The organism is Halopseudomonas sp. (assembly GCF_041579695.1).
Lineage (GTDB): Bacteria > Pseudomonadota > Gammaproteobacteria > Pseudomonadales > Pseudomonadaceae > Halopseudomonas.
In genome coordinates, this window is record NZ_JBFGFI010000001.1 from 80,498 (window position 1) to 102,595 (window position 22,098).

At 60.3% G+C, this 22,098-nt stretch carries 22 protein-coding genes; 15 read left to right on the plus strand and 7 right to left on the minus strand.

Annotated elements, in window-relative coordinates; all coding sequences use genetic code 11:
• The gene (locus tag ABYA88_RS00400; RefSeq protein ID WP_373184426.1) at positions 1-1,011 is read left to right on the plus strand and encodes an aspartate carbamoyltransferase catalytic subunit; all 1,011 of its coding nucleotides are present in this window, start codon (positions 1-3) and stop codon (positions 1,009-1,011) included.
• Positions 995-2,266 (plus strand): dihydroorotase, encoded by a 1,272-nt coding sequence (locus tag ABYA88_RS00405; RefSeq protein WP_373184427.1) that lies wholly within the window; start codon positions 995-997, stop codon positions 2,264-2,266. The genes ABYA88_RS00400 and ABYA88_RS00405 overlap by 17 nt, the downstream gene beginning before the upstream one ends.
• 48 nt (positions 2,267-2,314) lie before the next feature.
• Here the strand turns inward: ABYA88_RS00405 and ABYA88_RS00410 are convergent, their stop codons facing one another.
• Together ABYA88_RS00410 and ABYA88_RS00415 are read right to left on the minus strand one after the other, a co-directional pair.
• Positions 2,315-3,454 (minus strand): PilT/PilU family type 4a pilus ATPase, encoded by a 1,140-nt coding sequence (locus ABYA88_RS00410; RefSeq protein WP_373184428.1) that lies wholly within the window; start codon positions 3,452-3,454, stop codon positions 2,315-2,317.
• A gap of 52 nt (positions 3,455-3,506) precedes the next feature.
• Positions 3,507-4,541: a type IV pilus twitching motility protein PilT gene (locus ABYA88_RS00415; protein WP_373184429.1), complete on the minus strand. Its 1,035-nt coding sequence runs from the start codon at positions 4,539-4,541 to the stop codon at positions 3,507-3,509.
• Between the two features lie 79 nt (positions 4,542-4,620).
• On the opposite strand from ABYA88_RS00415, the gene ABYA88_RS00420 reads away from it, so the two are divergent.
• The 11 genes from ABYA88_RS00420 (at position 4,621) to katG (ending at position 15,249) form a co-directional block, all read left to right on the plus strand.
• Positions 4,621-5,352, plus strand: coding sequence for a YggS family pyridoxal phosphate-dependent enzyme (locus tag ABYA88_RS00420; RefSeq protein WP_373184430.1), 732 nt, complete (start codon positions 4,621-4,623; stop codon positions 5,350-5,352).
• On the plus strand, positions 5,349-6,167 hold the full coding sequence (proC, locus tag ABYA88_RS00425; RefSeq protein WP_373184431.1) for a pyrroline-5-carboxylate reductase: 819 nt from the start codon (positions 5,349-5,351) through the stop codon (positions 6,165-6,167). The genes ABYA88_RS00420 and proC overlap by 4 nt, the downstream gene beginning before the upstream one ends.
• A 9-nt stretch (positions 6,168-6,176) precedes the next feature.
• Positions 6,177-6,767, plus strand: a complete 591-nt coding sequence (locus ABYA88_RS00430; protein ID WP_373184432.1) for a YggT family protein — start codon at positions 6,177-6,179, stop codon at positions 6,765-6,767.
• A 169-nt stretch (positions 6,768-6,936) separates the two neighbouring features.
• Positions 6,937-8,076, plus strand: coding sequence for a homoserine O-acetyltransferase (locus ABYA88_RS00435; RefSeq protein WP_373184433.1), 1,140 nt, complete (start codon positions 6,937-6,939; stop codon positions 8,074-8,076).
• Positions 8,077-8,081: 5 nt separating this feature from the next.
• A complete protein-coding gene (gene metW, locus ABYA88_RS00440; RefSeq protein WP_373184632.1) occupies positions 8,082-8,672 on the plus strand; it encodes a methionine biosynthesis protein MetW in 591 nt (196 codons plus the stop codon).
• Between the two features lie 9 nt (positions 8,673-8,681).
• Positions 8,682-9,122, plus strand: coding sequence for a DUF4426 domain-containing protein (locus ABYA88_RS00445; protein ID WP_373184434.1), 441 nt, complete (start codon positions 8,682-8,684; stop codon positions 9,120-9,122).
• Positions 9,115-9,723 carry an RdgB/HAM1 family non-canonical purine NTP pyrophosphatase gene (rdgB, locus tag ABYA88_RS00450; protein ID WP_373184435.1) on the plus strand — a complete coding sequence of 203 codons (609 nt, stop codon included), beginning with the start codon at positions 9,115-9,117 and terminating at the stop codon, positions 9,721-9,723. The genes ABYA88_RS00445 and rdgB overlap by 8 nt, the downstream gene beginning before the upstream one ends.
• 26 nt (positions 9,724-9,749) lie before the next feature.
• Positions 9,750-10,931 (plus strand): radical SAM family heme chaperone HemW, encoded by a 1,182-nt coding sequence (gene hemW, locus ABYA88_RS00455; RefSeq protein WP_373184634.1) that lies wholly within the window; start codon positions 9,750-9,752, stop codon positions 10,929-10,931.
• A gap of 71 nt (positions 10,932-11,002) precedes the next feature.
• Positions 11,003-12,163 (plus strand): iron-containing alcohol dehydrogenase, encoded by a 1,161-nt coding sequence (locus ABYA88_RS00460; RefSeq protein WP_373184436.1) that lies wholly within the window; start codon positions 11,003-11,005, stop codon positions 12,161-12,163.
• A gap of 183 nt (positions 12,164-12,346) precedes the next feature.
• Positions 12,347-12,775, plus strand: coding sequence for an acyl-CoA thioesterase (locus tag ABYA88_RS00465; RefSeq protein ID WP_373184437.1), 429 nt, complete (start codon positions 12,347-12,349; stop codon positions 12,773-12,775).
• Positions 12,776-13,032: 257 nt separating this feature from the next.
• Positions 13,033-15,249, plus strand: a complete 2,217-nt coding sequence (katG, locus tag ABYA88_RS00470) for a catalase/peroxidase HPI (protein ID WP_373184438.1) — start codon at positions 13,033-13,035, stop codon at positions 15,247-15,249.
• 87 nt (positions 15,250-15,336) lie between these two features.
• On the opposite strand, the gene gloA is transcribed toward katG, so the two are convergent.
• The 3 genes from gloA to ABYA88_RS00485 all read right to left on the minus strand — a co-directional run bounded on the left by gloA (position 15,337) and on the right by ABYA88_RS00485 (position 18,087).
• Positions 15,337-15,879 carry a lactoylglutathione lyase gene (gene gloA / locus ABYA88_RS00475; RefSeq protein WP_373184439.1) on the minus strand — a complete coding sequence of 181 codons (543 nt, stop codon included), beginning with the start codon at positions 15,877-15,879 and terminating at the stop codon, positions 15,337-15,339.
• A 36-nt stretch (positions 15,880-15,915) separates the two neighbouring features.
• Positions 15,916-16,776 (minus strand): crotonase/enoyl-CoA hydratase family protein, encoded by an 861-nt coding sequence (locus ABYA88_RS00480; RefSeq protein WP_373184440.1) that lies wholly within the window; start codon positions 16,774-16,776, stop codon positions 15,916-15,918.
• 111 nt (positions 16,777-16,887) lie between these two features.
• Positions 16,888-18,087, minus strand: coding sequence for a serine hydrolase (locus tag ABYA88_RS00485; protein WP_373184441.1), 1,200 nt, complete (start codon positions 18,085-18,087; stop codon positions 16,888-16,890).
• A gap of 211 nt (positions 18,088-18,298) precedes the next feature.
• On the opposite strand from ABYA88_RS00485, the gene ABYA88_RS00490 reads away from it, so the two are divergent.
• Positions 18,299-18,745, plus strand: coding sequence for a DUF3010 family protein (locus tag ABYA88_RS00490; RefSeq protein ID WP_373184442.1), 447 nt, complete (start codon positions 18,299-18,301; stop codon positions 18,743-18,745).
• A 56-nt stretch (positions 18,746-18,801) separates the two neighbouring features.
• On the opposite strand, the gene ABYA88_RS00495 is transcribed toward ABYA88_RS00490, so the two are convergent.
• The gene (locus tag ABYA88_RS00495; protein WP_373184443.1) at positions 18,802-20,589 is read right to left on the minus strand and encodes a CocE/NonD family hydrolase; all 1,788 of its coding nucleotides are present in this window, start codon (positions 20,587-20,589) and stop codon (positions 18,802-18,804) included.
• A gap of 189 nt (positions 20,590-20,778) precedes the next feature.
• On the opposite strand from ABYA88_RS00495, the gene ABYA88_RS00500 reads away from it, so the two are divergent.
• Positions 20,779-20,913, plus strand: coding sequence for a DUF3010 family protein (locus ABYA88_RS00500; protein ID WP_373184636.1), 135 nt, complete (start codon positions 20,779-20,781; stop codon positions 20,911-20,913).
• Between the two features lie 35 nt (positions 20,914-20,948).
• On the opposite strand, the gene ABYA88_RS00505 is transcribed toward ABYA88_RS00500, so the two are convergent.
• Entirely contained in the window at positions 20,949-22,097 is a 1,149-nt protein-coding gene (locus tag ABYA88_RS00505; protein ID WP_373184444.1) for a M48 family metallopeptidase, read from the minus strand.
• Between the last annotated feature and the right edge of the window lies 1 nt (position 22,098).

Consider the following 22,098-nt stretch of genomic DNA (forward strand, 5'->3'; position numbering starts at 1 on the left):
ATGACCCCGATTCCCAGTCATCTGCAACTCAACCACCAGGGCCAGCTCCGGCACTTTCTGACCATCGAGGGGCTGTCGCGGGATCTGCTCACAGAATTGCTGGATACCGCCGATTCCTTTCTTGAAGTAGGTGAGCGCGCGGTCAAGAAGGTACCGCTGCTGCGCGGCAAGACGGTATGCAACGTGTTCTTCGAAAACTCCACGCGCACCCGTACGACCTTCGAGCTCGCGGCCAAACGCCTGTCAGCGGACGTGCTCAACCTGAACATCCAGACCTCCTCGACCAGCAAGGGCGAAACACTGTACGACACCCTGCGCAACCTCGAGGCCATGGCCGCGGATATGTTCGTGGTGCGCCACGGCGACTCGGGCGCCGCGCACTTCATTGCCCAGCAGGTGTGCCCGGACGTGGCGATCATCAACGCCGGCGACGGCAACCACTCGCACCCGACCCAGGCAATGCTCGACATGCTGACCATCCGCCGTCACCGCGGCAGCTTCGAGAACCTGTCGGTGGCGATTGTCGGCGACATTCTGCATTCGCGGGTTGCCCGCTCGAACATGCAGGCGTTGCACACCCTAGGCTGCCCTGACATACGAGTGATCGCTCCGCGCACCCTGCTGCCAGCCGGTATCGAACAATACGGCGTACGGGTATTCAACGACCTGCGCGTCGGCCTGCGTGATGTGGACGTGGTGATCATGCTGCGCCTGCAGAAAGAGCGCATGCAGAGCGGCCTGTTACCCAGCGAGGGAGAGTTCTACCGCCTCTACGGCCTGACCCGCGAAACCCTCGCACTGGCCAAGCCGGACGCGTTGGTGATGCACCCCGGCCCGATCAATCGGGGTGTGGAAATAGAATCGGAAGTCGCCGACGGCGCCCAGTCAGTGATTCTCAATCAGGTAACCTACGGCATCGCCGTACGCATGGCCGTGATGTCGATGGCCATGGCCGGGCAGAACGCCCAGCGCCAGCACAACCAGGAAGCCAAGCATGCGACTGACCATTGAAGGTGCCCGGGTCATCGATCCGGCCAGTAACCTTGACCAGATTACCGATCTGCATATCGATGACGGCCATATCGTGGCCATCGGCGAGGCTCCCCAGGTCTTTCAGCCGCAGCAGACAATCGATGCCCGCGGGCTGATTGCCAGCCCCGGCCTGGTCGATCTCAACGTCAGCCTGCGCGAGCCCGGCCAGACCCGCAAGGGCACCATCGACAGTGAAACCCGAGCCGCAGCCGCAGGTGGCGTGACCAGCCTGTGCAGCCTGCCCGACACGCGGCCGGTACTGGACACGCCAGCGGTGGCCGAGCTGATCCTTGAGCGCAGTGAACGCGCAGGTCATGCCCGGGTATTCCCCTTTGGCGCGCTGACCCATGGGCTCGGGGGCGAGCATCTCAGCGAGCTGGTGGCCCTGCGTGACGTTGGCTGCGTGGCCTTTACCCAGGGCCTGGCACCGATGAAGAGCAACCGCATCCTGCGCCGCGCCCTGGAATACGCGGCGGGGTTCGATGTGCCGGTGGTGTTCATGTCCCAGGATCCGGAAATGGCCCAGGGCGGCAGCGCGCACGAAGGCGCCACTGCGGCACGCATGGGGCTGGTCGGCATTCCCGAAACCGCCGAGACCATCGCTCTGGCCCGGGACCTGCTGCTGATAGAGCAGACCGGCGTGCAGGCCCATTTCAGCGGACTGAGCAGCGCCCGGGCGATGGAGATGCTGGCCGACGCCCAGGCTCGCGGGCTGCGCGTGACCGCCGATGTGGCGATGTACCAGCTGTTGTTGTGCGACGAGGATCTGGAAGGCTTTTCCAGCCTGCTGCATGTATTGCCGCCGCTGCGCAGCAGCAGCGACCGGCGCGCGCTGCGGCAGGCAGTACAGAGTGGCGTGGTGCAGGCGATTTCATCGCACCATCAGCCCCACGAGCAGGAAGCCAAGCGGGTGCCCTTTGCTGCTTCTGCACCGGGCATCAGCAGCATCGAGGTGTTGTTGCCGCTGGCGATGACACTGGTGGCCGACGGCCTGCTGGAATTGCCGGCACTCCTGTCGCGACTCACCTGCGGACCCGCCGCCGCCCTGGGCCTGCCCGCCGGTACCCTGGCAATCGGCGCGCGGGCCGACATAGCACTGTTCGACCCGGTCGACGCCAGCCTGATCGGTCATAACTGGATATCCAGAGGCGCCAACTGTCCCTTTATTGGTCAGGGCGTGCCGTGCAAGGTGACTCACACTATCTCTAACGGGAAGTTGGTCTACCAGGCCTGAGGCGGACGTATCGCCCAGGCCTGTCGATCGGCGGGAAACGGCAGCCGCTCAGCGCCTGTGGTCCTCGTCGTTACCTTCCAGTGCGAAATCGTTCTTGCCGCCAGACATCAACGATTTGCCGTCGGTTTCCGAACCCAGCTTGATCAGTAGGCGCAGGTCGTTGGCCGAGTCGGCATGGGCCAACGCATCTTCGTAGGTGATCTCGCCCTGGCTGTAAAGCTTGTAGAGCGCCTGATCGAAAGTCTGCATACCCAACTCAGTCGAGCGCGCCATCAGCGGCTTGAGCTCGTGCACCTCACCCTTGCGGATCATGTCGGCAGCCAGCGGCGTATTGAGCAGCACTTCGATAGCTGCGCGGCGGCCCTTGCCGTCGGGCGTGGGAATCAACTGCTGGGCGACGATCGCCTTGAGGTTGAGCGACAGGTCCATCCAGACCTGCTGGTGCATCTCGGTCGGGAAGAAGTGAATGATGCGGTCCAGGGCCTGGTTGGCGTTGTTCGCGTGCAAGGTGGCCAGGCACAGGTGACCGGTTTCGGCAAAGGCCACCGCGTGATCCATGGTTTCCTTGGTCCGCACCTCGCCGATAAGAATCACATCGGGTGCCTGGCGCAGGGTGTTCTTCAGGGCGATTTCGAACGAGTCGGTATCAATCCCTACCTCACGCTGGGTGACGATGCAGTTCTGATGCTGGTGGATGAACTCGATCGGATCTTCGATGGTAATGATGTGGCCGCTGGAGTTCTTGTTACGATAGCCAATCATCGACGCCAGCGAAGTGGACTTGCCGGTACCGGTCGCACCCACAAATATGACCAGTCCGCGCTTGGTCATCGACAGTTTCTTGAGAATTTCCGGTAGCCGCAGTTCTTCCATCGTCGGGATGTTGATCTCGATACGACGCAGCACCATGCCCACCAGATTGCGCTGGTAGAAGGCGCTGACGCGGAAACGGCCGATACCGCGGGCACTGATCGCAAAATTGCACTCGCGATTCTCGGCAAACTCGCGGCGCTGGGATTCGGTCATTACCCCGAGCACCGTTTCACGGGTCTGCTCAGGTGACAGGGCGGTCTTGGTCACGGGCAGGATCTTGCCGTTCATCTTCATGCTCGGCGCCACACCGGCGGTGATGAAAAGGTCCGAAGCGCCCTTCTCGACCATCAGCCGTAACAGTTTCTCGAACTCCATGGTATCTCTCTTCTAGGACATTTCGGGCATCAGCCCCGCATTGGCGCGGCTATCAGAATCCGTCGGGCGACTTGGCCTTCTCGCGGGCACTTTCGCGGGTAACTATACCCTTTGCGGCCAGGCCCTTGAGGCACATGTCCAGCGTCTGCATGCCCAGGTTGCCACCGGTCTGGATCGCCGAATACATCTGCGCGACCTTGTCCTCGCGGATCAGGTTACGGATGGCCGGTGTACCAATCATGATTTCATGCGCAGCCACACGACCGCCGCCGATCTTCTTCAGCAGTGTCTGCGAGATAACGGCGGTGAGCGACTCGGAGAGCATCGAGCGCACCATCGACTTTTCCTCTGCCGGAAACACGTCGACCACACGGTCGATGGTCTTGGCGGCGGAGGTGGTGTGCAGGGTGCCGAACACCAGGTGACCGGTTTCTGCCGCTGTCAGCGCCAGACGGATAGTCTCCAGGTCACGCATCTCACCGACCAGGATGATGTCGGGGTCTTCACGCAGCGCCGAGCGCAGGGCTTCGGCGAAGCCGAGGGTATCGCGGTGTACTTCCCGCTGGTTGACCAGACACTTCTTGGACTCGTGGACAAATTCGATCGGGTCCTCGATGGTCAGCACGTGCTGGTACTTGGTGCAGTTCAGATAGTCGAGCATCGCCGCCAGGGTGGTGGACTTGCCCGAGCCGGTGGGACCGGTTACCAGCACCAGACCACGGGGCACATCGGAGATCTTCTTGAACACATCGCCCATGCCCAGGTCTTCCATGCTCAGAACCTTGGAGGGAATGGTACGGAAAACCGCGCCGGCGCCCCGGTTCTGGTTGAAGGCGTTAACCCGGAAACGGGCCACACCGGGCACCTCGAAGGAAAAGTCGGTCTCCAGGAATTCCTCAAAATCCTTACGCTGCTTGTCGTTCATGATGTCGTATATAAGGCCATGCACCATCTTGTGGTCCATCGCCGGAACGTTGATACGACGTACATCACCATCGACTCGGATCATGGGCGGCAATCCTGCCGACAGGTGCAAGTCCGACGCGCCCTGCTTGGCGCTGAAGGCTAACAGCTCGGTTATATCCATTGGGTTCCCCATTGCAACCGGCAAGCATGTAGAATGCCTGGAGGTCTTTTCCGATATTGGCTAGGTAGTAATCTTGGTAATGTCTACGATAGCAGAGAATATTGCAAACGTTCGTGAACGTATTGCGCGTTCGGCGGTCATAGCCGGGCGTGATACCGCCGAAGTCACTCTCATAGCCGTGAGCAAGACGCGTCCGGCCAGTGCGATACGTGACGCCTGGGCCGCGGGTTTGAGGGACTTCGGCGAAAACTATCTGCAGGAGGCGCTGGACAAGATCGAGACGCTTGCCGAGCTGCCTCTGACCTGGCATTTCATCGGCCCCATCCAGTCGAACAAGACCCGGCCGATCGCCGAGCATTTCGACTGGGTGCATGGGGTCGACCGGCTGAAGATTGCCCAGCGTCTGTCCGAGCAACGCCCGACCGAGCTGGCGCCGCTGAACATCTGCCTGCAGGTGAATATCAGCCGCGAAGAGAGCAAGTCCGGCGTCATGCCCGAAGACGTGGCCGAACTTGCTGCGGCGGTCTCTGCACTACCACGCCTGAAGCTGCGCGGCCTGATGGCCATACCAGCACCGGCCGACGACAGCGAGGGCCGCCGTCGCCCGCTGCGCGAACTGCATGCACTGCTGCAATCTCTATCATTACCACTCGACACCCTGTCCATGGGCATGAGCGATGATCTGGGCGAAGCCGTGCAGGAAGGCGCCACCCTGGTGCGCGTCGGTACCGCCCTGTTTGGCGAGCGTGAGAAAACCGGCGCGCCGGCCGCGCCCTCTGCCCCCCACACCAAGACAAAGGACACCCCATGACCGCTCCCATCATCGGTTTCATTGGCGCCGGCAACATGGCCACCAGCCTGATCGGCGGCATGCTGCAGCAGAACATCAAGCCTGCACAGATCATTGCCAGCGACCGCACCGCCGAACAGTGCGAGCGGCTGGGCAAGCAATTCGGCATCGGCACGAGCTTGGATAACGCGGTCCTGGCCGCCGAGTGCGACGTGCTGGTGCTGGCGGTCAAGCCCCAGGTAATGCAGGCTGTGTGCCGCGACCTGCCGCGCGAGCGCAAGCCCGGCCAGCTGATCGTCTCGATCGCTGCGGGTATCAACTGCGCCAGCCTCGAGCAGTGGCTGGGTGAAGGCAGCGCGATCGTACGTTGCATGCCCAACACCCCATCGCTGCGGCGCCAGGGTGTCAGCGGTCTGTTTGCCAACGCAAGCGTCAGCGATACCCAGAAACAGCAGGCCGAGACCATCCTCAATGCGGTGGGTATCAGTCTCTGGCTCGAGCGCGAAGAGCTGATCGACGCGGTCACAGCGGTATCCGGCAGCGGCCCGGCCTACTTCTTCTATATGATGGAAGCGATGACCGCCGCCGGCGAAAAGCTCGGCCTGCCCCGCGACACCGCAGAGCGACTGACACTGTTCACTGCACTGGGTGCCGCCGACATGGCCGTACACAGTGACGTGGATGCGGCCGAGCTGCGCCGCCGCGTGTGCTCGCCGGGCGGCACCACCGAACAGGCAATCAACAGCTTTGCCCGCGACGACCTGCCAGCAATCGTCGAACGGGCGATGCAGGCCGCCGCGACCCGCGCAGCAGAAATGACTAAAGAACTTGCCTGAGGAGGCTGCATGAACAATTTGAACATGGCTGCGATCTATGTGATCCAGACCCTTGGCAGCCTGTATCTGGTTATCGTGCTGATGCGCTTTATCCTGCAACTGGTCAAAGCGGACTTCTATAACCCGATCTCGCAGTTCATCGTCCGTGCTACCAAACCGCTGCTGATGCCGCTGCGCCGGGTCATTCCGGGTTACGGTGGGATCGATTTCGCTTCGCTGATCCTCGCCCTACTCGTGCAGATGGTCTTGATGGCAATCATTATCAAGCTGATGGGCGCCGCGCTGCCGAACATCCTGCAGATCCTAGTCTGGTCCCTGATTGCAGTGACCGCACTGTTTCTGAAGATTTTCTTCTTCGCCCTGATTATCAGCGTGATCCTGTCCTGGGTAGCACCGCAGAGCGTCAACCCGGCCGCCATTCTGGTTCATCAACTGTGCGAACCCGTGCTGGCTCCTGTCCGTGCGATCCTGCCGTCGATGGGCGGCCTGGACCTGTCTCCGATCTTTGCGTTCATCGCGCTGCGCCTGATCGACATGCTGGTGATCGCCAATATCGCTGCCGCGACCGGCATGCCCCGCGGTCTGACGCTGGCGTTGTAAGCGCCCCGCATCAGACCGGCAGAAAGGCCCGGCGTCATCGCCGCCCGGGCCGCTGCGTCCCTGCCACAGGGCGCATATTGCGCAAGGCTCCAGCGCTCTTTAGACTGGCGCCTCGTTGGTTGGCGGCCCAGGGCTGGCAGTCGCCGAAACACACAGGAACAGGTTATCCATGTCCAGATTCCCCGCCGATTCCGTCGGCCTGGTGACACCCCAGCGTGAAACATTCTCCGATCCGCTCGCCCTGGCCTGTGGCAAGGCGCTGGACCAGTTCGAGCTGGTGTATGAAACCTACGGGGAGCTGAACGCCAACCGCAGCAATGCGGTGCTGATCTGCCATGCATTGTCCGGGCATCACCACGCCGCCGGTTACCACCGTAGCGATGAGCGCAAGCCTGGCTGGTGGGATGCGTGCATCGGACCGGGCAAGCCCATCGACACCAACCGCTTCTTTGTGGTCAGCCTGAACAATCTGGGCGGCTGCCATGGCTCCACCGGGCCATCAAGCATTGACCCGGCGACCGGCAAGTCCTATGGCGCGCATTTCCCGGTTCTCACAGTAGAAGACTGGGTCAACAGCCAGGCGTTGCTGGCCGACCGCCTGGGCATAGATTGCTGGGCCGCGGTAGTCGGCGGCAGCCTGGGCGGGATGCAAGCGCTGCAGTGGGCAATCAGTTACCCCCAACGCATTCGTCATTGCGTGGCGATCGCGACCGCACCCAAGTTGTCGGCGCAGAACATTGCCTTCAATGAAGTCGCGCGCCAGGCGATCATCAATGATCCGGACTTCCATAACGGTGACTATGCCGCCTTTGGCGTGATTCCCAAGCGCGGGCTGATGCTGGCGCGCATGGTTGGCCACATTACCTATCTGTCGGATGATTCGATGGGCGAGAAGTTCGGCCGCGAGCTGCGCACCGACGTACTCAATTACGACTTCACCAGCGTCGAGTTTCAGGTGGAAAGCTACCTGCGCTATCAGGGCCAGGAGTTTTCCGAGCGCTTCGATGCCAATACCTACCTGCTGATGACCAAGGCGCTGGATTATTTCGACCCTGCAGGCGCCCATGGCGGCAACCTGGCCAACAGCCTGGCCCCGATAGAAGCCCGGGTGATGGTGATGTCATTCACCACCGACTGGCGTTTCTCGCCGGCCCGCTCGCGGGAGCTGGTGGACGCGCTGTTCGCCGCCGGCAAGCAGGTCAGCTATCTCGAGATCGAGGCCGCCCAGGGCCATGACGCCTTCCTGCTGCCGATCCCCCGCTATGTGCGGGCGTTCCAGGCCTACATGAACCAGATCGAGGTGGCTTGATGAGCATGCGTGCGGATTTGGAGATCATCCAGGAATGGATCAAGCCCGGCAGTCGCCTGCTGGACCTGGGTTGCGGCGATGGCGAATTGCTGCGCTACCTGTCGGATCACCGCAAGGTGACCGGCTACGGTCTGGAGATCGACCCCGACAAGATCAATGCCTGCATCGAAAACGGCGTCAATGTGATCGAACAGAACCTGGACGCCGGCCTGAGCAACTTCGGCGACAACACCTTCGACAGCGTGCTCATGACCCAGGCGCTGCAGGCCGTTCACTATCCCGACCAGGTGCTGGAAGAGATGCTGCGCATCGGGCGCGAAGCGATACTCACCTTCCCCAATTTCGCTCACTGGCGCTGCCGCCTCTACCTGGGCAGCAGGGGCCGCATGCCGGTATCGGAATTCATGCCCTATACTTGGTACAACACACCCAACATTCACTTCTGTACGTTCAAGGATTTTGAGGATCTGTGCCGTCAACGCTCGATTCGCATCCTTGACCGGCTGGTGGTAGACCAGGCGCATCAAAGCACCTGGTTGAGCGGCCTCTGGCCAAACATGCTGGGTGAAATCGCCATCTACCGGGTAACCCGATAGGAGAACAACATGCTACGCACGCTGATCTGCACCCTCATGCTGACGATCGCCCCGCTCGCCATTGCCCAGGACCAAAGCCCGCAACGCTTCGGCGATATCCTGGTGTATTACAGTGCCTTCAACAGCAGCTACGTATCACCGGAAGTTGCAGCCAACGTCGGGCTCGAGCGCGGCCCTGATCAGGGCGTACTCAATATTGCCGTCCAGCGGGAAACATCCGAGGGCCCGGAGCCCGTGGATGCGCGGGTTACCGGCACAGTCACCACCCTACTGGAGCAGAAAAACGAACTGGATTTCATTCGTGTCGAAGAGGACCAGGCGCTGTATTTCGTTACCAACTACAGCGCTCCGGTACGTACCGTCCTGCGTTTTCAAGTCAATGTGCAGCCGGAAGAAGGCGGTCCGGTGCATACCCTGAATTTCCAGAAGGAATTCTTCCCGGATGAGTGAGACGCCCCGACTGCCGTTCCGCCAGCTGGTGCTGGCCAGCGGCAACGCCGGCAAGCTTGCCGAGCTGCAAGCCATGCTCGGCGATGACGTCGAGGTCTTGCCACAAAGCCACTTTGTGCGCCAGGAAGTGGAAGAAATCGGGCTGACCTTTGTCGAAAACGCCATCCTCAAGGCCCGGCATGCGGCCCGGGCATCCGGATTACCGGCACTGGCTGACGACTCCGGCCTGGCGGTAGATGCCCTCAGTGGCGCGCCGGGCATTTACTCGGCGCGCTATGCTAACGGCGGTGACCAGGCCAATAACGCCAAGCTGCTCGAAAGGATGCGCGACGTGCCTGACGATCAGCGTGGCGCGCGGTTCATCTCGGTACTGGTACTGATGCTTCACGCAGAAGACCCGACGCCCATCATCAGCGAAGGCGTCTGGCACGGCCGGATTCTGCATGAACCCCGCGGCAGCCAGGGCTTCGGTTACGATCCGCTGTTCTGGGTACCAGAGAGAGACTGCGCCAGCGCCGAACTGAGCCCCGAAGACAAGAATCACCTGAGCCACAGAGCCCGCGCGATGGCGGGCCTGCGCACGCGCCTGGGACTGGTGTGAGTCAGCTGGAAGCCGAACGCCAGACGCTGGAAGCGCAAACCCGAACAGACGACTCCCAGCTCTCGGTTCCAAGCTTCAGGCTCCCGCCCCTGTCAGCCTACGTCCACATTCCCTGGTGCGTACGCAAATGCCCGTACTGCGATTTCAACTCCCACGTCAGCGATGAGGGCCTGCCCGAGCAGGAATATGTGGATGCGCTGATTGCGGATCTGGAGCAGGATCTTCACACCGCCAGCGGACGTGAACTGCGCTCAATTTTCTTTGGCGGCGGCACACCCAGCCTGTTTTCCGCGGCCAGCCTGGGCCGGATCCTCGAAGCCATGGCGGCGCGGCTGCACTTTGCCGATGACATCGAAATCACCCTGGAAGCCAACCCGGGCACCTTCGAGCAGGCCAAGTTTGCCGACTACCGCAGCGCCGGCATCAACCGGTTGTCCATCGGCATCCAGAGCTTCAACCCGGTGCACCTCAAGGCCCTGGGGCGCATCCACGATGACCGTGAAGCCCTGGCAGCCGTCGACATGGCCCGCTGCGCCGGGTTCGACAACCTGAATCTGGACCTGATGCATGGCCTGCCCGGGCAGTCGGTGGAACAGGCACTGGCCGACATTGACCAGGCTATCGCGCTCGGTCCGGAACACCTGTCCTGGTACCAGCTCACGCTCGAGCCCAACACGGTGTTCTACAACAAGCCGCCCACCCTGCCGGTGGAAGATGTTCTCTGGGATATTCAGGAAACCGGTCAGCGCCGGCTGGCCGAGGCGGGCCTGACGCAATATGAAATTTCCGCCTATGCGCACCCGGATCGCCAGGCCAGGCACAACCTGAACTACTGGCAATACGGTGATTTTATCGGCATCGGCGCCGGCGCCCACGGCAAGCACACCCATGCCGACGGCCGGGTGGAACGCAACTGGAAAACCCGCGTGCCGCGTGACTATCTGGACCCGGCCAAGCCCTTCCGCGCCAGCGACAAGATCATCGAAGCGGCCGACCTGTCCTTCGATTTCCTGATGAATGCCCTGCGCCTGAGCGACGGTGTGCCGGCAGCCTATTACCAGGCACGCACCGGTCAGTCGCTGGCCAGCATCGCCCCGTTGCTGGACCGCGCAGTCGAGCGCGGCCTGCTGGAGCCCTGGCACGACCAGTTGCGCCCCACCGAACGCGGCCGGCTGTTCCTCAATGACCTACTCGAGATGTTTCTCTGAGAGCGAGCGGCTTGCAGCTTTCCGCTGGCTTCCATACAGTATCCCGAACTGTCTCATTCACCGAGGTACCCATGTCTCCTTTCCTGTTTGCCACCACTGCCCAGATTCTCTGCGAATCCGGCTCCGCCGCCCGTCTGGCCGAGCTCTGCAAGGAGCGCGGCGCATCCCGTGTAATGATAGTGACCGATCCGGGCATCACCAAACTGGGCATGCTCGACAGCATCACCCCCGGTTTCGCCAAAGCCGGCGTTGCCTATGAGATCTTCGACGAAGTCCAGGCGGACCCGCCGGAAGCGGTCGTCATGGCCGCAGTTGAACAGGGCCGCGCGATGAATGCCGACCTGGTCGTGGGTTTTGGCGGTGGCAGCTCCATGGACGTGGCCAAGCTGGTTGCATTCCTCGCGCACCCCAACTGCAACCAGCAACTCTCCGACATCTACGGCGTGGGCAATGCCAAGGGCCAGCGTCTGCCGCTGATCCAGGTGCCGACCACCGCTGGTACCGGTTCGGAGGTCACCCAGATCTCGATCATCACCACCGGCGAAACCACCAAGATGGGCGTGGTCTCACCCGTCCTGCTGCCGGACATGGCCCTGCTGGATGCCGAGCTCACGGTCGGCCTGCCGCCCGCTGTCACCGCCGCCACCGGCATCGATGCCATGGTGCATGCGATCGAGGCCTACACCAGCAAGATCAAGAAAAACCCGCTGTCCGATATGCTCGCCCGCGAGGCTTTGCGCCTGCTGGCAGCCAACCTGGACGAAGCCGTGCACAACGGCAGCAACCGCGAAGCGCGCCAGGGCATGCTGCTCGGCGCCCTGCTCGCCGGCCAGGCATTCGCCAACGCGCCGGTCGCCGCAGTCCACGCCCTCGCCTACCCGCTGGGCGGCCATTTCCATATACCCCATGGCCTGTCCAACGCTCTGGTATTGCCGGCGGTCATCGAATTCAACTCGTCATCCGCCGAGGTCCTCTATGCCGAGCTGGCGCCATTGCTGGTCAAGGATCTGAAGGCCGGCAATGCCGCCAGCCTGACTGAGCAACTGGTTGCCGAGCTGTCTGCCCTGAGCCCACGCTGCAAGCTGCCCACGCGCCTGCGTGATGCCGGTGTGCCGGAAGATATGCTGCCACAACTGGCCAAAGACGCGATGCTGCAACAGCGCCTGCTGGTCAACAACCCGCGGGAACTGACCGAAGCCGACGCCCTGGCGATCTATCGCAAGGCGTTTTGATTTTCTGGTACAGCAGAAAGCACGGAGCCAAGAGGTGCGTTGGCTGATACCTGTAGTAGACCGTTTATGCCCAGGGATGGGCATAGCGAGCCCCCAGGGATGGATCCACGGCGTGTCTACTGAGGGTGTCGGCTAACGCAGCCCGACCCGTTGAATCGAGTTTCCCCGAGAGAAGACCTTGTCATGAACAACAAACCCACACGTAACGATTATCCCTACCTGCACCCCATCACCACCCGCTGGCACGACAACGACGTGTACGGTCATGTGAACAACGTGGTGTATTACAACTACTTCGACAGCGCGGTGAACAGCTGGCTGATCGAACAGGGCGGGCTGGATATACACAATGGCGAGCAGGTGGCGTTCGTCGTCAGCTCCGGCTGCGACTACCTTGCGCCGATTGCATTTCCCGACGCCATCGAGATTGGCGTGCGCGTCGCGAAGCTGGGCAACAGCTCGGTGCATTACGAACTGGGCGTATTCAAGCAAGGCACCGAAACCGCCTGCGCTCTAGGGCGCTTCGTCCATGTGTTTGTCGAGCGCAGCAGCAATCAGTCCTGCGCCATCCCCGAAGGACCTCGCGCCGCCCTGACCCGCCTGATTCCCTGAACCCCACCCTGTCGGATCGGCTCTGCACCGGTCCGCTGTCTGCTACCACCCGATCAATAGTCAAACCCTATCGCCGTGTTTGCCATTTATCACTGTCCTCAATCTCCGTTCATTGACATGATCTGTAACCAGAGGTAGCGGAAGCCATGCTGCGGGATCCTTCTCGCCAGGCTACTCCACGGCAAAACATACCGGCAACAAGAGAACAGGATGCAGCCTAGCGCCGCATCATTTATCAGTACACGTGGGAGACAGACATGAGTGATATTCAAAGCGGCAAATGCCCCGTAATGCACGGCTCGAACACCAAGCTGCACGGGCGTGGCGTCATGAACAAGGATTGGTGGCCCAACCAGTTAAACCTGAACATCCTGCACCAGCACAACCCAAAATCAGACCCCATGGGTGAAGACTTCGACTATGCCGAAGAATTCAACAAGCTGGATTATGCAGCAGTTAAAAAAGATATCACTGCACTCCTGACCGACTCCCAGGACTGGTGGCCGGCTGACTACGGTCACTACGGACCATTCATGATCCGCATGGCCTGGCACGCCGCTGGTACCTACCGCGTAGCGGATGGACGCGGTGGCGCGTCCACCGGCAACCAGCGTTTCGCTCCCCTGAACAGTTGGCCGGACAACGGCAACCTCGACAAGGCCCGCCGGCTGGTGTGGCCAATCAAACGCAAGTATGGCAACAAATTGTCCTGGGCTGACTTGTACATCCTGACGGGTAATATCGCGATCGAATCCATGGGCCTCAAGCCCTTCGGCTTTGGCGGCGGCCGCGCGGATATCTGGAGCCCCGAAGAAGACATCTACTGGGGTGCCGAGAAAGAATGGTTGGCCACCAGCGACAAGGACAACAGCCGCTACTCCGGTGACCGCGAGCTGGAAGCCCCGCTGGCCGCCGTGCAGATGGGTCTGATCTACGTCAACCCGCAGGGCCCGGACGGCCACCCCGACCCGCTGGCCTCGGCCCGCGACATCCGTGAAACCTTCTCGCGCATGGCGATGAACGACTACGAGACAGTCGCTCTCACCGCCGGTGGCCACACCTTTGGCAAAACCCACGGCGCCAGCCTGGAAAGCCATATGGGTCCCGAGCCCGAAGCCGCGCCGATTGAAGACCAGGGTTTTGGCTGGAAGAACAGCCATGGCAGCGGCAAAGGCCGCGACACCATCACCAGCGGGCTGGAAGGCGCCTGGACACCCACCCCGACACAATGGGACATGAGCTACTTCGACGTCCTGTTCGGCTACGAATGGGAGCTGACAAAGAGCCCCGCCGGCGCGCACCAGTGGGCACCCAAGGGTCTGGCCGACAAGGACCACGCCCCGGATGCAGAAGATTCGACCCAGCGCGTGCCGATCATGATGAGCACTGCCGACATCGCCATGCGTGAGGACCCCTCCTACCGCAAGATCTCCGAACACTTCCACAAGAATCCGGAAGAGTTCGCCGATGCCTTTGCCCGCGCCTGGTTCAAACTGACCCACCGCGACATGGGCCCGAAGGTGCGCTACCTCGGCCCAGACGTACCGCAGGAAGACCTGATCTGGCAGGACCCGGTCCCGGCGGTCGATCACGAACTGGTCAACGACCAGGATATCGCCGATCTCAAGGCCAAGCTGCTCGCCTCCGGCCTCAGCAACTCCGAACTGGTCTACACCGCCTGGTCGGCCGCCTCGCTCTTTCGCGACTCGGACAAGCGTGGCGGCGCCAACGGCGCACGTATCCGCCTGGCCCCGCAGAAAGACTGGGAAGCCAACCAGCCAGAGCAACTGGACAGGGTACTGAAGGTACTGGAAGGCATCCAGAGCGACTTCAATGCTGCCCAGGCGGGCAACAAGAAAGTCTCGCTGGCTGATCTGATCGTGCTGGGTGGCGCGGCTGCGATTGAACAGGCCGCTAGCACTGCCGGTCATCAGATCACCGTGCCCTTTGCACCGGGCCGCACCGACGCGACCGACGAGCAGACCGAAGTGGACTCGTTCGAATGGTTGAAACCTGAAGCCGACGGCTTCCGCAACTACGCCAAAGCCAAGTTCACCGTGTCGCCGGAAGAAATGCTGGTCGACAAGGCCCAACTGCTTGGCCTCAGCGCACCGGAAATGACCGTACTGGTCGGCGGCATGCGGGTAATCGGTGGCAACTACGGCGGCAGCCAGCACGGCGTATTCACACACCAGCCGGGCACACTGACCAACGATTTTTTCGTCAATCTGGTCGACATGGACACCCAGTGGGCACCCACCCAGGCGGATCCAGACGTGTTCGAAGGCAGGGACCGCAACAGCGGCCAGGTGAAATGGACCGGCACTCGGGTGGACTTGGTATTCGGCTCCAACTCGCAGCTGCGCGCTCTGGTCGAAGCCTACGCCCAGGACGACGCCAAGGAGAAATTCGTCAAGGATTTCGTCTCGGCGTGGAACAAGGTGATGAACGCAGACCGCTTCGATCTGGTCTGATCCGGCGGTAAACGAAACCGGGCGCTGATAACAGCGCCCGGTTTTTTTATGCCTGCAAGAAAGTCAGCCGAGATTTCATCCGGGCTTTCAGCCGAACGCTCCCCGCAGGTCACCCGGCGTGAACAGCTCGATCCAGTAGCCATCCGGGTCGCGGATGAAGGCTATGTTGTTCATCTTGCCATCCTGCGGCCGCTTGACGAAGCTCACGCCCAGCTCCTCGAAGCGTGCGCAGGCTGCCTCCAGATCCGGCACCGCAAAGCCGATATGGCCAAAGCCCTTCGGCTCATCGTTGCCATTGTGGTAGGCAAAATCCGCGTCGTTCTCGGTGCCCCAGTTATGGGTCAGCTCGAGCATCGCCGGGCGGCCGAAGGTCTGCACCAGCCGTTCCTTCGGATCATCCGACCACAACCCCAGGTCCTTGCTGTCGACCGCAGCCAGAAAGTACAGGCTGAACTGCATCTGCTCGAAATCCAGCTTCTTGACCAACGTCATGCCCATGATGCGCGTATAGAAATCCAGAGTGCTCTCCGGTGACTTGATACGCAGCATGGTCTGGTTGAACACAAAGCCTTCGGTCGCCGGATCGCGGTTTTCACACAGTCCGGCGGCGGATTCGAAATGACGACTCATGATGGTCTCCTCTGTACCTGGGGTAATGGGCAGCTCTTACTTGAAGGGGCGCTCGTCCCACCAGGGGTAGAATGGCGGACGGTCCTTGCTCGGGCTCAGTTTGAACTGCGGCGGACGCTTCTCGAGGAAGGATTGTACCCCCTCCTGGGCATCAGCCGACTCGCCCATGAAGGCAATCGCCCGCGAATCAACCTTGTGCGCTTCCATCGGATGATCCGCACCCATCATGCGCCACATCAACTGACGGTTCAGCAAGGTGGACATGGGCGACGTATTCTCGACGATCTCTTTCGCCAGCTCATAGGCCGCCGGCAACAGCTCGTCCGGCTCGTGAAGGCTGAGCACCAGCCCGCCCTTCAGCGCCTCTTCGGCACTGAATACACGACCGGTATACACCCACTCGGCGGCCTGCATCGGGCCGACCAGACGCGGCAGGAACCAGCTTGAGCAGGCTTCCATGGTGATGCCGCGACGGGCAAACACAAAGCCGAACTTCGCCTTGGTCGACGCCATGCGAATATCCATCGGCAAGGTCATGGTCACACCCACGCCCACTGCCGCACCGTTGAACGCACCGATCACCGGCTTGGTGCATTCATAGATGCGCAGGGAAACCGTACCGCCACCATCACGCAGCGTATTACCTTCCGGCTCGCTCTGGCGCTTGTGACGGTTGAAGGTATCACCGCCCTTCTCCAGATCCGCGCCCGCACAGAACGCCTTGCCCGCGCCGGTCATGATGACCACGCGCACGTCATCGTCGGCATCGGCGGCGTCAAAGGCCGCGATCAGCTCACGGCACATCGCACCGTTGAATGCATTCATGCGGTCGGGGCGGTTCAGGGTCAGCGTGAGAATGCCGTCGTTTACCTGATAATCGAGCGTTTCATAAGACATGCGGATACTCCCTGTTGATCATATGCCGCTCAGTGTAGAACCGACCGGTCACAGCCACCAGTTGTGTTACCAAAGCGTATGTGGGGGTATTGTTGGGGTGGATGGCTCCCACTAGGGTTGAGCCTCCTGATCGATTGCCAACTGCACCTGCCGATAAAAAGCCAGGCGCTCTTCCCCCTGATTACCGCCCTGCATATCGGTAGCCTGAGGCCAGTTACCGTTCGAGGCGATCACCAGGTTCCGCTTGGGATCGATGAAGATGCCCTGGCCGAAAATCCCCTGCGCGATATAGGCGCCATCATCCATGGTCCACCATTGATAGCCGTAGCCATGCCCTGGCCTGCCGATATCCGCCTGCCTGGTGGTGGCCTCGGTGATCCAGCCGTCAGGCAATACCTGCTCCCCATCGGCTATGCCTCCAGCCATGATGAACAGCCCGAAGCGGGCGTAATCCCGAGTAGCCGCCTGGATGCAACAGCCGCTGACTTCATGCCCGGTGGATCCCAGTAACCAGGTCGCATCCTGCTCCATGCCAAAGGGCTGCCAGACTTTCTCGGACAGGTATTCCGCGAGCGGCTTGTTGGCGGCCGAGCTGGCCAGCACGCCAATCAGGTTTGTCTCACCGGTTTTGTAGACCCACTTGGTGCCCGGCTCCGCCTCGGATTCCAGTTGGCGCATATAGCTCACGGTGACATCAACACCCGGCTCGGCTTTGTGCGCGGTAAAAAGCGCAACGTCTGACTGGGGGTCACCATAGTCCTCATTCCACTTCACACCCGAGGTCATCGTCAGCAATTGTTTGATGGTGACATTGTCGTAAGCAGAGCCTTTCAGGTCGGGAATGTACTCCGACACAGTGTCATCGATGCTCTTGATGTAGCCGTCCTTGATAGCGGCACCGACCAGCGTCGAGGTAAAGGATTTGGCAACGGAGAAACTGGTCCAGCGACCCTCGGGCCCAAACTCCAGTCCGTATTGCTCAAGCCGTATTTTGCCATCATGAACGATCACCAGAGCAGCGGCGCGTTGCGATGCCATGTAGGCGTCGACATCCATCCCAATTTCCAGAGGTGCGCCCTTAGGCAAGGGATAGGCGTTCTCACCGGCGGCAATCACTCGCGACTCCGAAAGCACAGGTAAGCGGTCCAGAACCCGGAAAGCAGCATCGCGCTCCGGCGTCGACCAGAACAGCACATCGGTATTGGTGGGGAAATTCAGCACCAGCCGGCGCATATCCTGGTCAGCTGTTGCCCAGAACAGGGCGCAGCCGACCAACAGCAAAACGACAATCGAGATAATCGACTTTTTCATGCTTACTCCCATTTATTGTTATGTGCCTATCTTAGGGAAGAGCGCAGGTTCTCAGCCGGTGTATTTAAGCCAATAGATAGGGTTGATCGTTTGATATGACGATATTTTTGGCTCGCAGCCCGCTCTCTGATGAACGCCACTGACCCAGGAATCGACAGCTCGACTCGGCGTTTGCGCTACACTGCGCCCATTCAGGTAGAGGGGAAATCCTATGAGAGTATGTGGCGTCGATATCAACAGTAATGATGTGAATGTGTGCTTGCTGTCGCTGACAGACGAGCTTTTCGAGTTGCCTGATTTTCGCACTCGAAAGCTGACATTGAGGGATATCAACAGCACGCAAGAGCTGCGCTATTTTCAGCAGACATTTGCCAAGCTGATGGAAGACTACAAGGTCGACCAAGTGGTGATTCGCCAGCGACCGATGAAAGGCAAATTTGCCGGCGGCGCGGTCGGTTTCAAGCTGGAAGCGACCATAGAGCTGATCAAAGACCTGAAGGTAACCGTCATGCCCACGACGGATATCAAGGACTCGCTGAAGCGCAACCCGATCCAGATCGACTATGCCGAAACGGATCTCAAGGCTTTTCAGGAGGCTGCTTTCAATACGGCTTATGCTTATTTGATGAAGGACAAATTCGCTGCTAAGGATGAATAAAGGCCTCTAAAAAGGTCCCTTACCCACCGGCATCTCACCGGTGGGCAGTCCTGACGTCACTGCAATGGCAACTGCACAGAGCCTTTCAAGGTTACTGCGCTTGGGATTCGGGAATACCCGAGTGTGTACTGTGGGTGAAAGCCGTAGAGCATTAGACCGACCTCATCACCAGTGAGCAGCTGCGTGCTGGTGCCGACTAGCTCCGTTTGACGTGCGCCAGTGCCGCGCAGGGGCAGGATCTGATCATGCAGCAGTGCGGGGCTGAGCTGCCCCAGCCGCCTGATGCCCAGCCCGACGAACATACGTGGATCAAGTGCCGCCTCCCCGTCAATAGTCAGGTCTGCCAGCGGCAGCCCAGCAAGAATTTGATCACTGGTGGCCTGGTACAGAGGCACAAAGCGCGGAGCAGTTCCAAGATCCGCAAGAAGCGCTGGAGGCTGGGTTTCAACAAGCTCCGTCAGCAGCGAGGTTACCCGCTCAGAATCTATAGTCACCAAGCCAAGCAATGCGTCAGTCAGCAACCTGGCTGTGTCCGCAGATAGTCGGCTGAGCACCTCTGACAGGGTCTCGGGGTCGAGCTTGCGCAGCAGGTTGAGCACTACGTCAACCGACGGCGGACCGACCAGCAAGTTGCCACTGTTGAAATGCAGCTCCATGCCACCTTTAGGCACCTCATCGCTGATCACCCCTTGAACGCGATCCTGGGTCAGGCATACGCGCGGAATCGGGATAGTGCGTTGCAATTTACGCAGCTTGCCGTCAAGGAAGGTATAAGACAAATCAGCGATGCTATAACGGCTGTCGCCGCACTGCATGTCGTTGAAGAAGCCGCCAAAGTTAGCAGTGCCCCCATCGGAACCGTCCTGAACGGCTGGCAGAATATGTCCACCGGTCGTTACAAACAGGTAAGCATCATTCCCAGCATTACGCAGACAGTCGTAATTCCAGGCGGCTTCGTTGAAGTTGAATAGCGTGTCGTTCACGCCCTGGACGAAAAGGGCGTCGACCCTGGGTACGCCAAGGCCATCGGTACGCGGCCTGCAATACGCCCCAAGACCGTTGCGCGATAGACGCTCGCCCGCCCCCTCACTGGCAGTACCAGAGAGCGATTCGGCGTAAGCCTGAGTAAGCCAGGGCGCTTGGTTCTCCCTTGCGAGCCCACTTAAAACCGAGAGCCAAAGCGTCTTGGGAACGCCTTCCGGGCTCAGGCTGTAGGGCAATTCATGCCAGGTCATCGCCGGCACCAGCGCATCGAAACGGGGGTCAACACTGGAGCCAACGAGCTGGAATCCGCCGCCGTAGCTCAGTCCGATCCCACCCACCAGAGGGTCGCCTTTGAGGTAGGCCAAGTGCGGTGCGAGATTGCCTTCAGCCCAGTCAAGCAGGGCTTGTATGTCACGGCCCTCAATATCCGGATCCTGCGAATTGGCTTGACCACCGCTCTCGCCGAAACCGCGCTGATCAAAGCTGAGCACGAAATAACCAGATTCCCAGGCCTTGCGAGCAGCCTCAGTGAGCGAGTCGCCGTCGCTGAGATCCTTTGAGCGGCTGCCGCCCCAACCATGGCTGTACATCAGCAAAGGGGCTGGCTGATCCTGCGTCAGGGCTGGCTGAAAGACCGTTATCGCTATCTCTGTGCCGTCAAACGAGGTGACCGTGAGGTCGTATTTGCGCTGAGAGAGCGCCGCTCCACCCCCGTTGATAGCGCCAGCTATTTCTAGATTGCTGTTGCTAGATGCTTGGGCATTGGCTTGCGTAGCGGTAAAGCCAACCGGTATGGCGCTGGCAATGGCCACACTCAGAAAAGCGCCACGGGCGACGCCGAGATAGTTTCTGGTGGTCATATTGAAGTCTCTTTTGTTGTTTTGTGCCTGGAGTACAACTACTGATATTGATATCGGGCGCTATGCAGCCGACTCTTAAAATACAGGCCAATAGCTGCCGTCCCTGAAACCAATCCAGAGCACGAAGTACAGCCAAATATAGGAAAACAGGTTGCGGAATCAGGGTCAAGTCTTGCCTTTTGCCCGGCCATCAAGGAATCATTGAAGCGCTATCCGATCCAGATCGCCTACGCCGCGACGGATCTCAAGGCTTTTCAGGAGGCTGCTTTCAATACGGCTTATGCTTATTTGATGAAGGACAAATTCGCGGCCAAGGATGAATAAAGACTTATGAAGCGGATGGTCAGAAAACTTAATGTTCATCTGACCCCCATACGGGGGTATTCAACAAACCGCTCCAACCGTTCCTGCATCGCAGGGTGAGTGGACAAGTAGTTGCTCAAGGTGCTGTCTTTGGGCTCATTCCCCTCAGCCAGAAATTCGTCGCACAATTTCACCCGCTCACTTTCGGACAACTCATCGACAGGAATGTCATCATCCTCGCTGAGTAATTCCCGGCAGCGGGCGCTTTCGTCCATCCGCTGCAAAATATTCACAAAAGCCTGGCGCTTAATGCCTTGACGGTCGAGGTAGGCAACGGCAAAACGGTCCGCTTCCATTTCGTGATCGCGGGAATAGAACAGGGTCGCCGCCACTACCGGCAAGCCTACCAGCAGGTCGCCCACTGCCGAGGCATCGCCCACTACCATCAGATAGGCTATACCGATCACACTGTTTTGAATCATGGCGCGCAGGCTGTGGCGATGATGAATATGACCCACCTCGTGCGCTAACACCGCCACCAACTCCTCATTGCGCTCTGCCAGCGTCACGATTTGATCGGTAAAGATCATGGTGCCGTCGGGCAGGGCAAAGGCATTGGCGCCGAGGCGCTCCCAGCTCTTGCGAAATATGACCTTGAGCGGCAACTGCGGGTAGGCGGCCAGCACAGGGGCAAAGTCTGACTGCAGTTCAGCCTGCTTTTCTTCGGAAAGTTCGCTGGGCTCCAGGTACAGCTTGTCCATCAGCGCCAGGGTTTCTCTGGAAATGGTGTTGAGCGTTTCCGCTGGCAGGGCGTGAGCCATCCGCTCTGAGGCAGCCGGCAAGCCGTGAACAATGCTCGCCCAGGCGAGAACCAGAACCAGCACGGCAGTGACGACCACAAAGGGCAAGTGGCTTTCGAGCCGGTGAATCCAGCCCCTAAACCGGCTGGGCTGCCACTGATGCAGCAAGGCATCCACCGCATCATTGTCGCCAGTTTCCAGTACGCCGCCACAGGGCAGACGCACAAACCGCGGCGTTTGCCCGAGCCGCGAGCTGACATCCAGCTCGGCGGCATTCTCCCGCGCCAGCTCGCGGCCCTCCCCCTGCGCGACAATGCGCGCAAGACCCGACGGATCCACTGTCAGCTCGGCCGCTTCACGGCGAGCCTGGCCCGCCATAAACCAGCTACCTGCTATAGGCTGCATC

Bases quoted from the DNA above. Each gene is read 5' to 3' on its own strand.
- ABYA88_RS00400 (WP_373184426.1), top strand. From the start codon at position 1: ATGACCCCGATTCCCAGTCATCTGCAACTCAACCACCAGGGCCAGCTC.
- ABYA88_RS00405 (WP_373184427.1), top strand. From the start codon at position 995: ATGCGACTGACCATTGAAGGTGCCCGGGTCATCGATCCGGCCAGTAAC.
- ABYA88_RS00410 (WP_373184428.1), bottom strand. From the start codon at position 3,454: ATGGAGTTCGAGAAACTGTTACGGCTGATGGTCGAGAAGGGCGCTTCG.
- ABYA88_RS00415 (WP_373184429.1), bottom strand. From the start codon at position 4,541: ATGGATATAACCGAGCTGTTAGCCTTCAGCGCCAAGCAGGGCGCGTCG.
- ABYA88_RS00420 (WP_373184430.1), top strand. From the start codon at position 4,621: ATGTCTACGATAGCAGAGAATATTGCAAACGTTCGTGAACGTATTGCG.
- proC (WP_373184431.1), top strand. From the start codon at position 5,349: ATGACCGCTCCCATCATCGGTTTCATTGGCGCCGGCAACATGGCCACC.
- ABYA88_RS00430 (WP_373184432.1), top strand. From the start codon at position 6,177: ATGAACAATTTGAACATGGCTGCGATCTATGTGATCCAGACCCTTGGC.
- ABYA88_RS00435 (WP_373184433.1), top strand. From the start codon at position 6,937: ATGTCCAGATTCCCCGCCGATTCCGTCGGCCTGGTGACACCCCAGCGT.
- metW (WP_373184632.1), top strand. From the start codon at position 8,082: ATGCGTGCGGATTTGGAGATCATCCAGGAATGGATCAAGCCCGGCAGT.
- ABYA88_RS00445 (WP_373184434.1), top strand. From the start codon at position 8,682: ATGCTACGCACGCTGATCTGCACCCTCATGCTGACGATCGCCCCGCTC.
- rdgB (WP_373184435.1), top strand. From the start codon at position 9,115: ATGAGTGAGACGCCCCGACTGCCGTTCCGCCAGCTGGTGCTGGCCAGC.
- ABYA88_RS00460 (WP_373184436.1), top strand. From the start codon at position 11,003: ATGTCTCCTTTCCTGTTTGCCACCACTGCCCAGATTCTCTGCGAATCC.
- ABYA88_RS00465 (WP_373184437.1), top strand. From the start codon at position 12,347: ATGAACAACAAACCCACACGTAACGATTATCCCTACCTGCACCCCATC.
- katG (WP_373184438.1), top strand. From the start codon at position 13,033: ATGAGTGATATTCAAAGCGGCAAATGCCCCGTAATGCACGGCTCGAAC.
- gloA (WP_373184439.1), bottom strand. From the start codon at position 15,879: ATGAGTCGTCATTTCGAATCCGCCGCCGGACTGTGTGAAAACCGCGAT.
- ABYA88_RS00480 (WP_373184440.1), bottom strand. From the start codon at position 16,776: ATGTCTTATGAAACGCTCGATTATCAGGTAAACGACGGCATTCTCACG.
- ABYA88_RS00485 (WP_373184441.1), bottom strand. From the start codon at position 18,087: ATGAAAAAGTCGATTATCTCGATTGTCGTTTTGCTGTTGGTCGGCTGC.
- ABYA88_RS00490 (WP_373184442.1), top strand. From the start codon at position 18,299: ATGAGAGTATGTGGCGTCGATATCAACAGTAATGATGTGAATGTGTGC.
- ABYA88_RS00495 (WP_373184443.1), bottom strand. From the start codon at position 20,589: ATGACCACCAGAAACTATCTCGGCGTCGCCCGTGGCGCTTTTCTGAGT.
- ABYA88_RS00505 (WP_373184444.1), bottom strand. From the start codon at position 22,097: ATGCAGCCTATAGCAGGTAGCTGGTTTATGGCGGGCCAGGCTCGCCGT.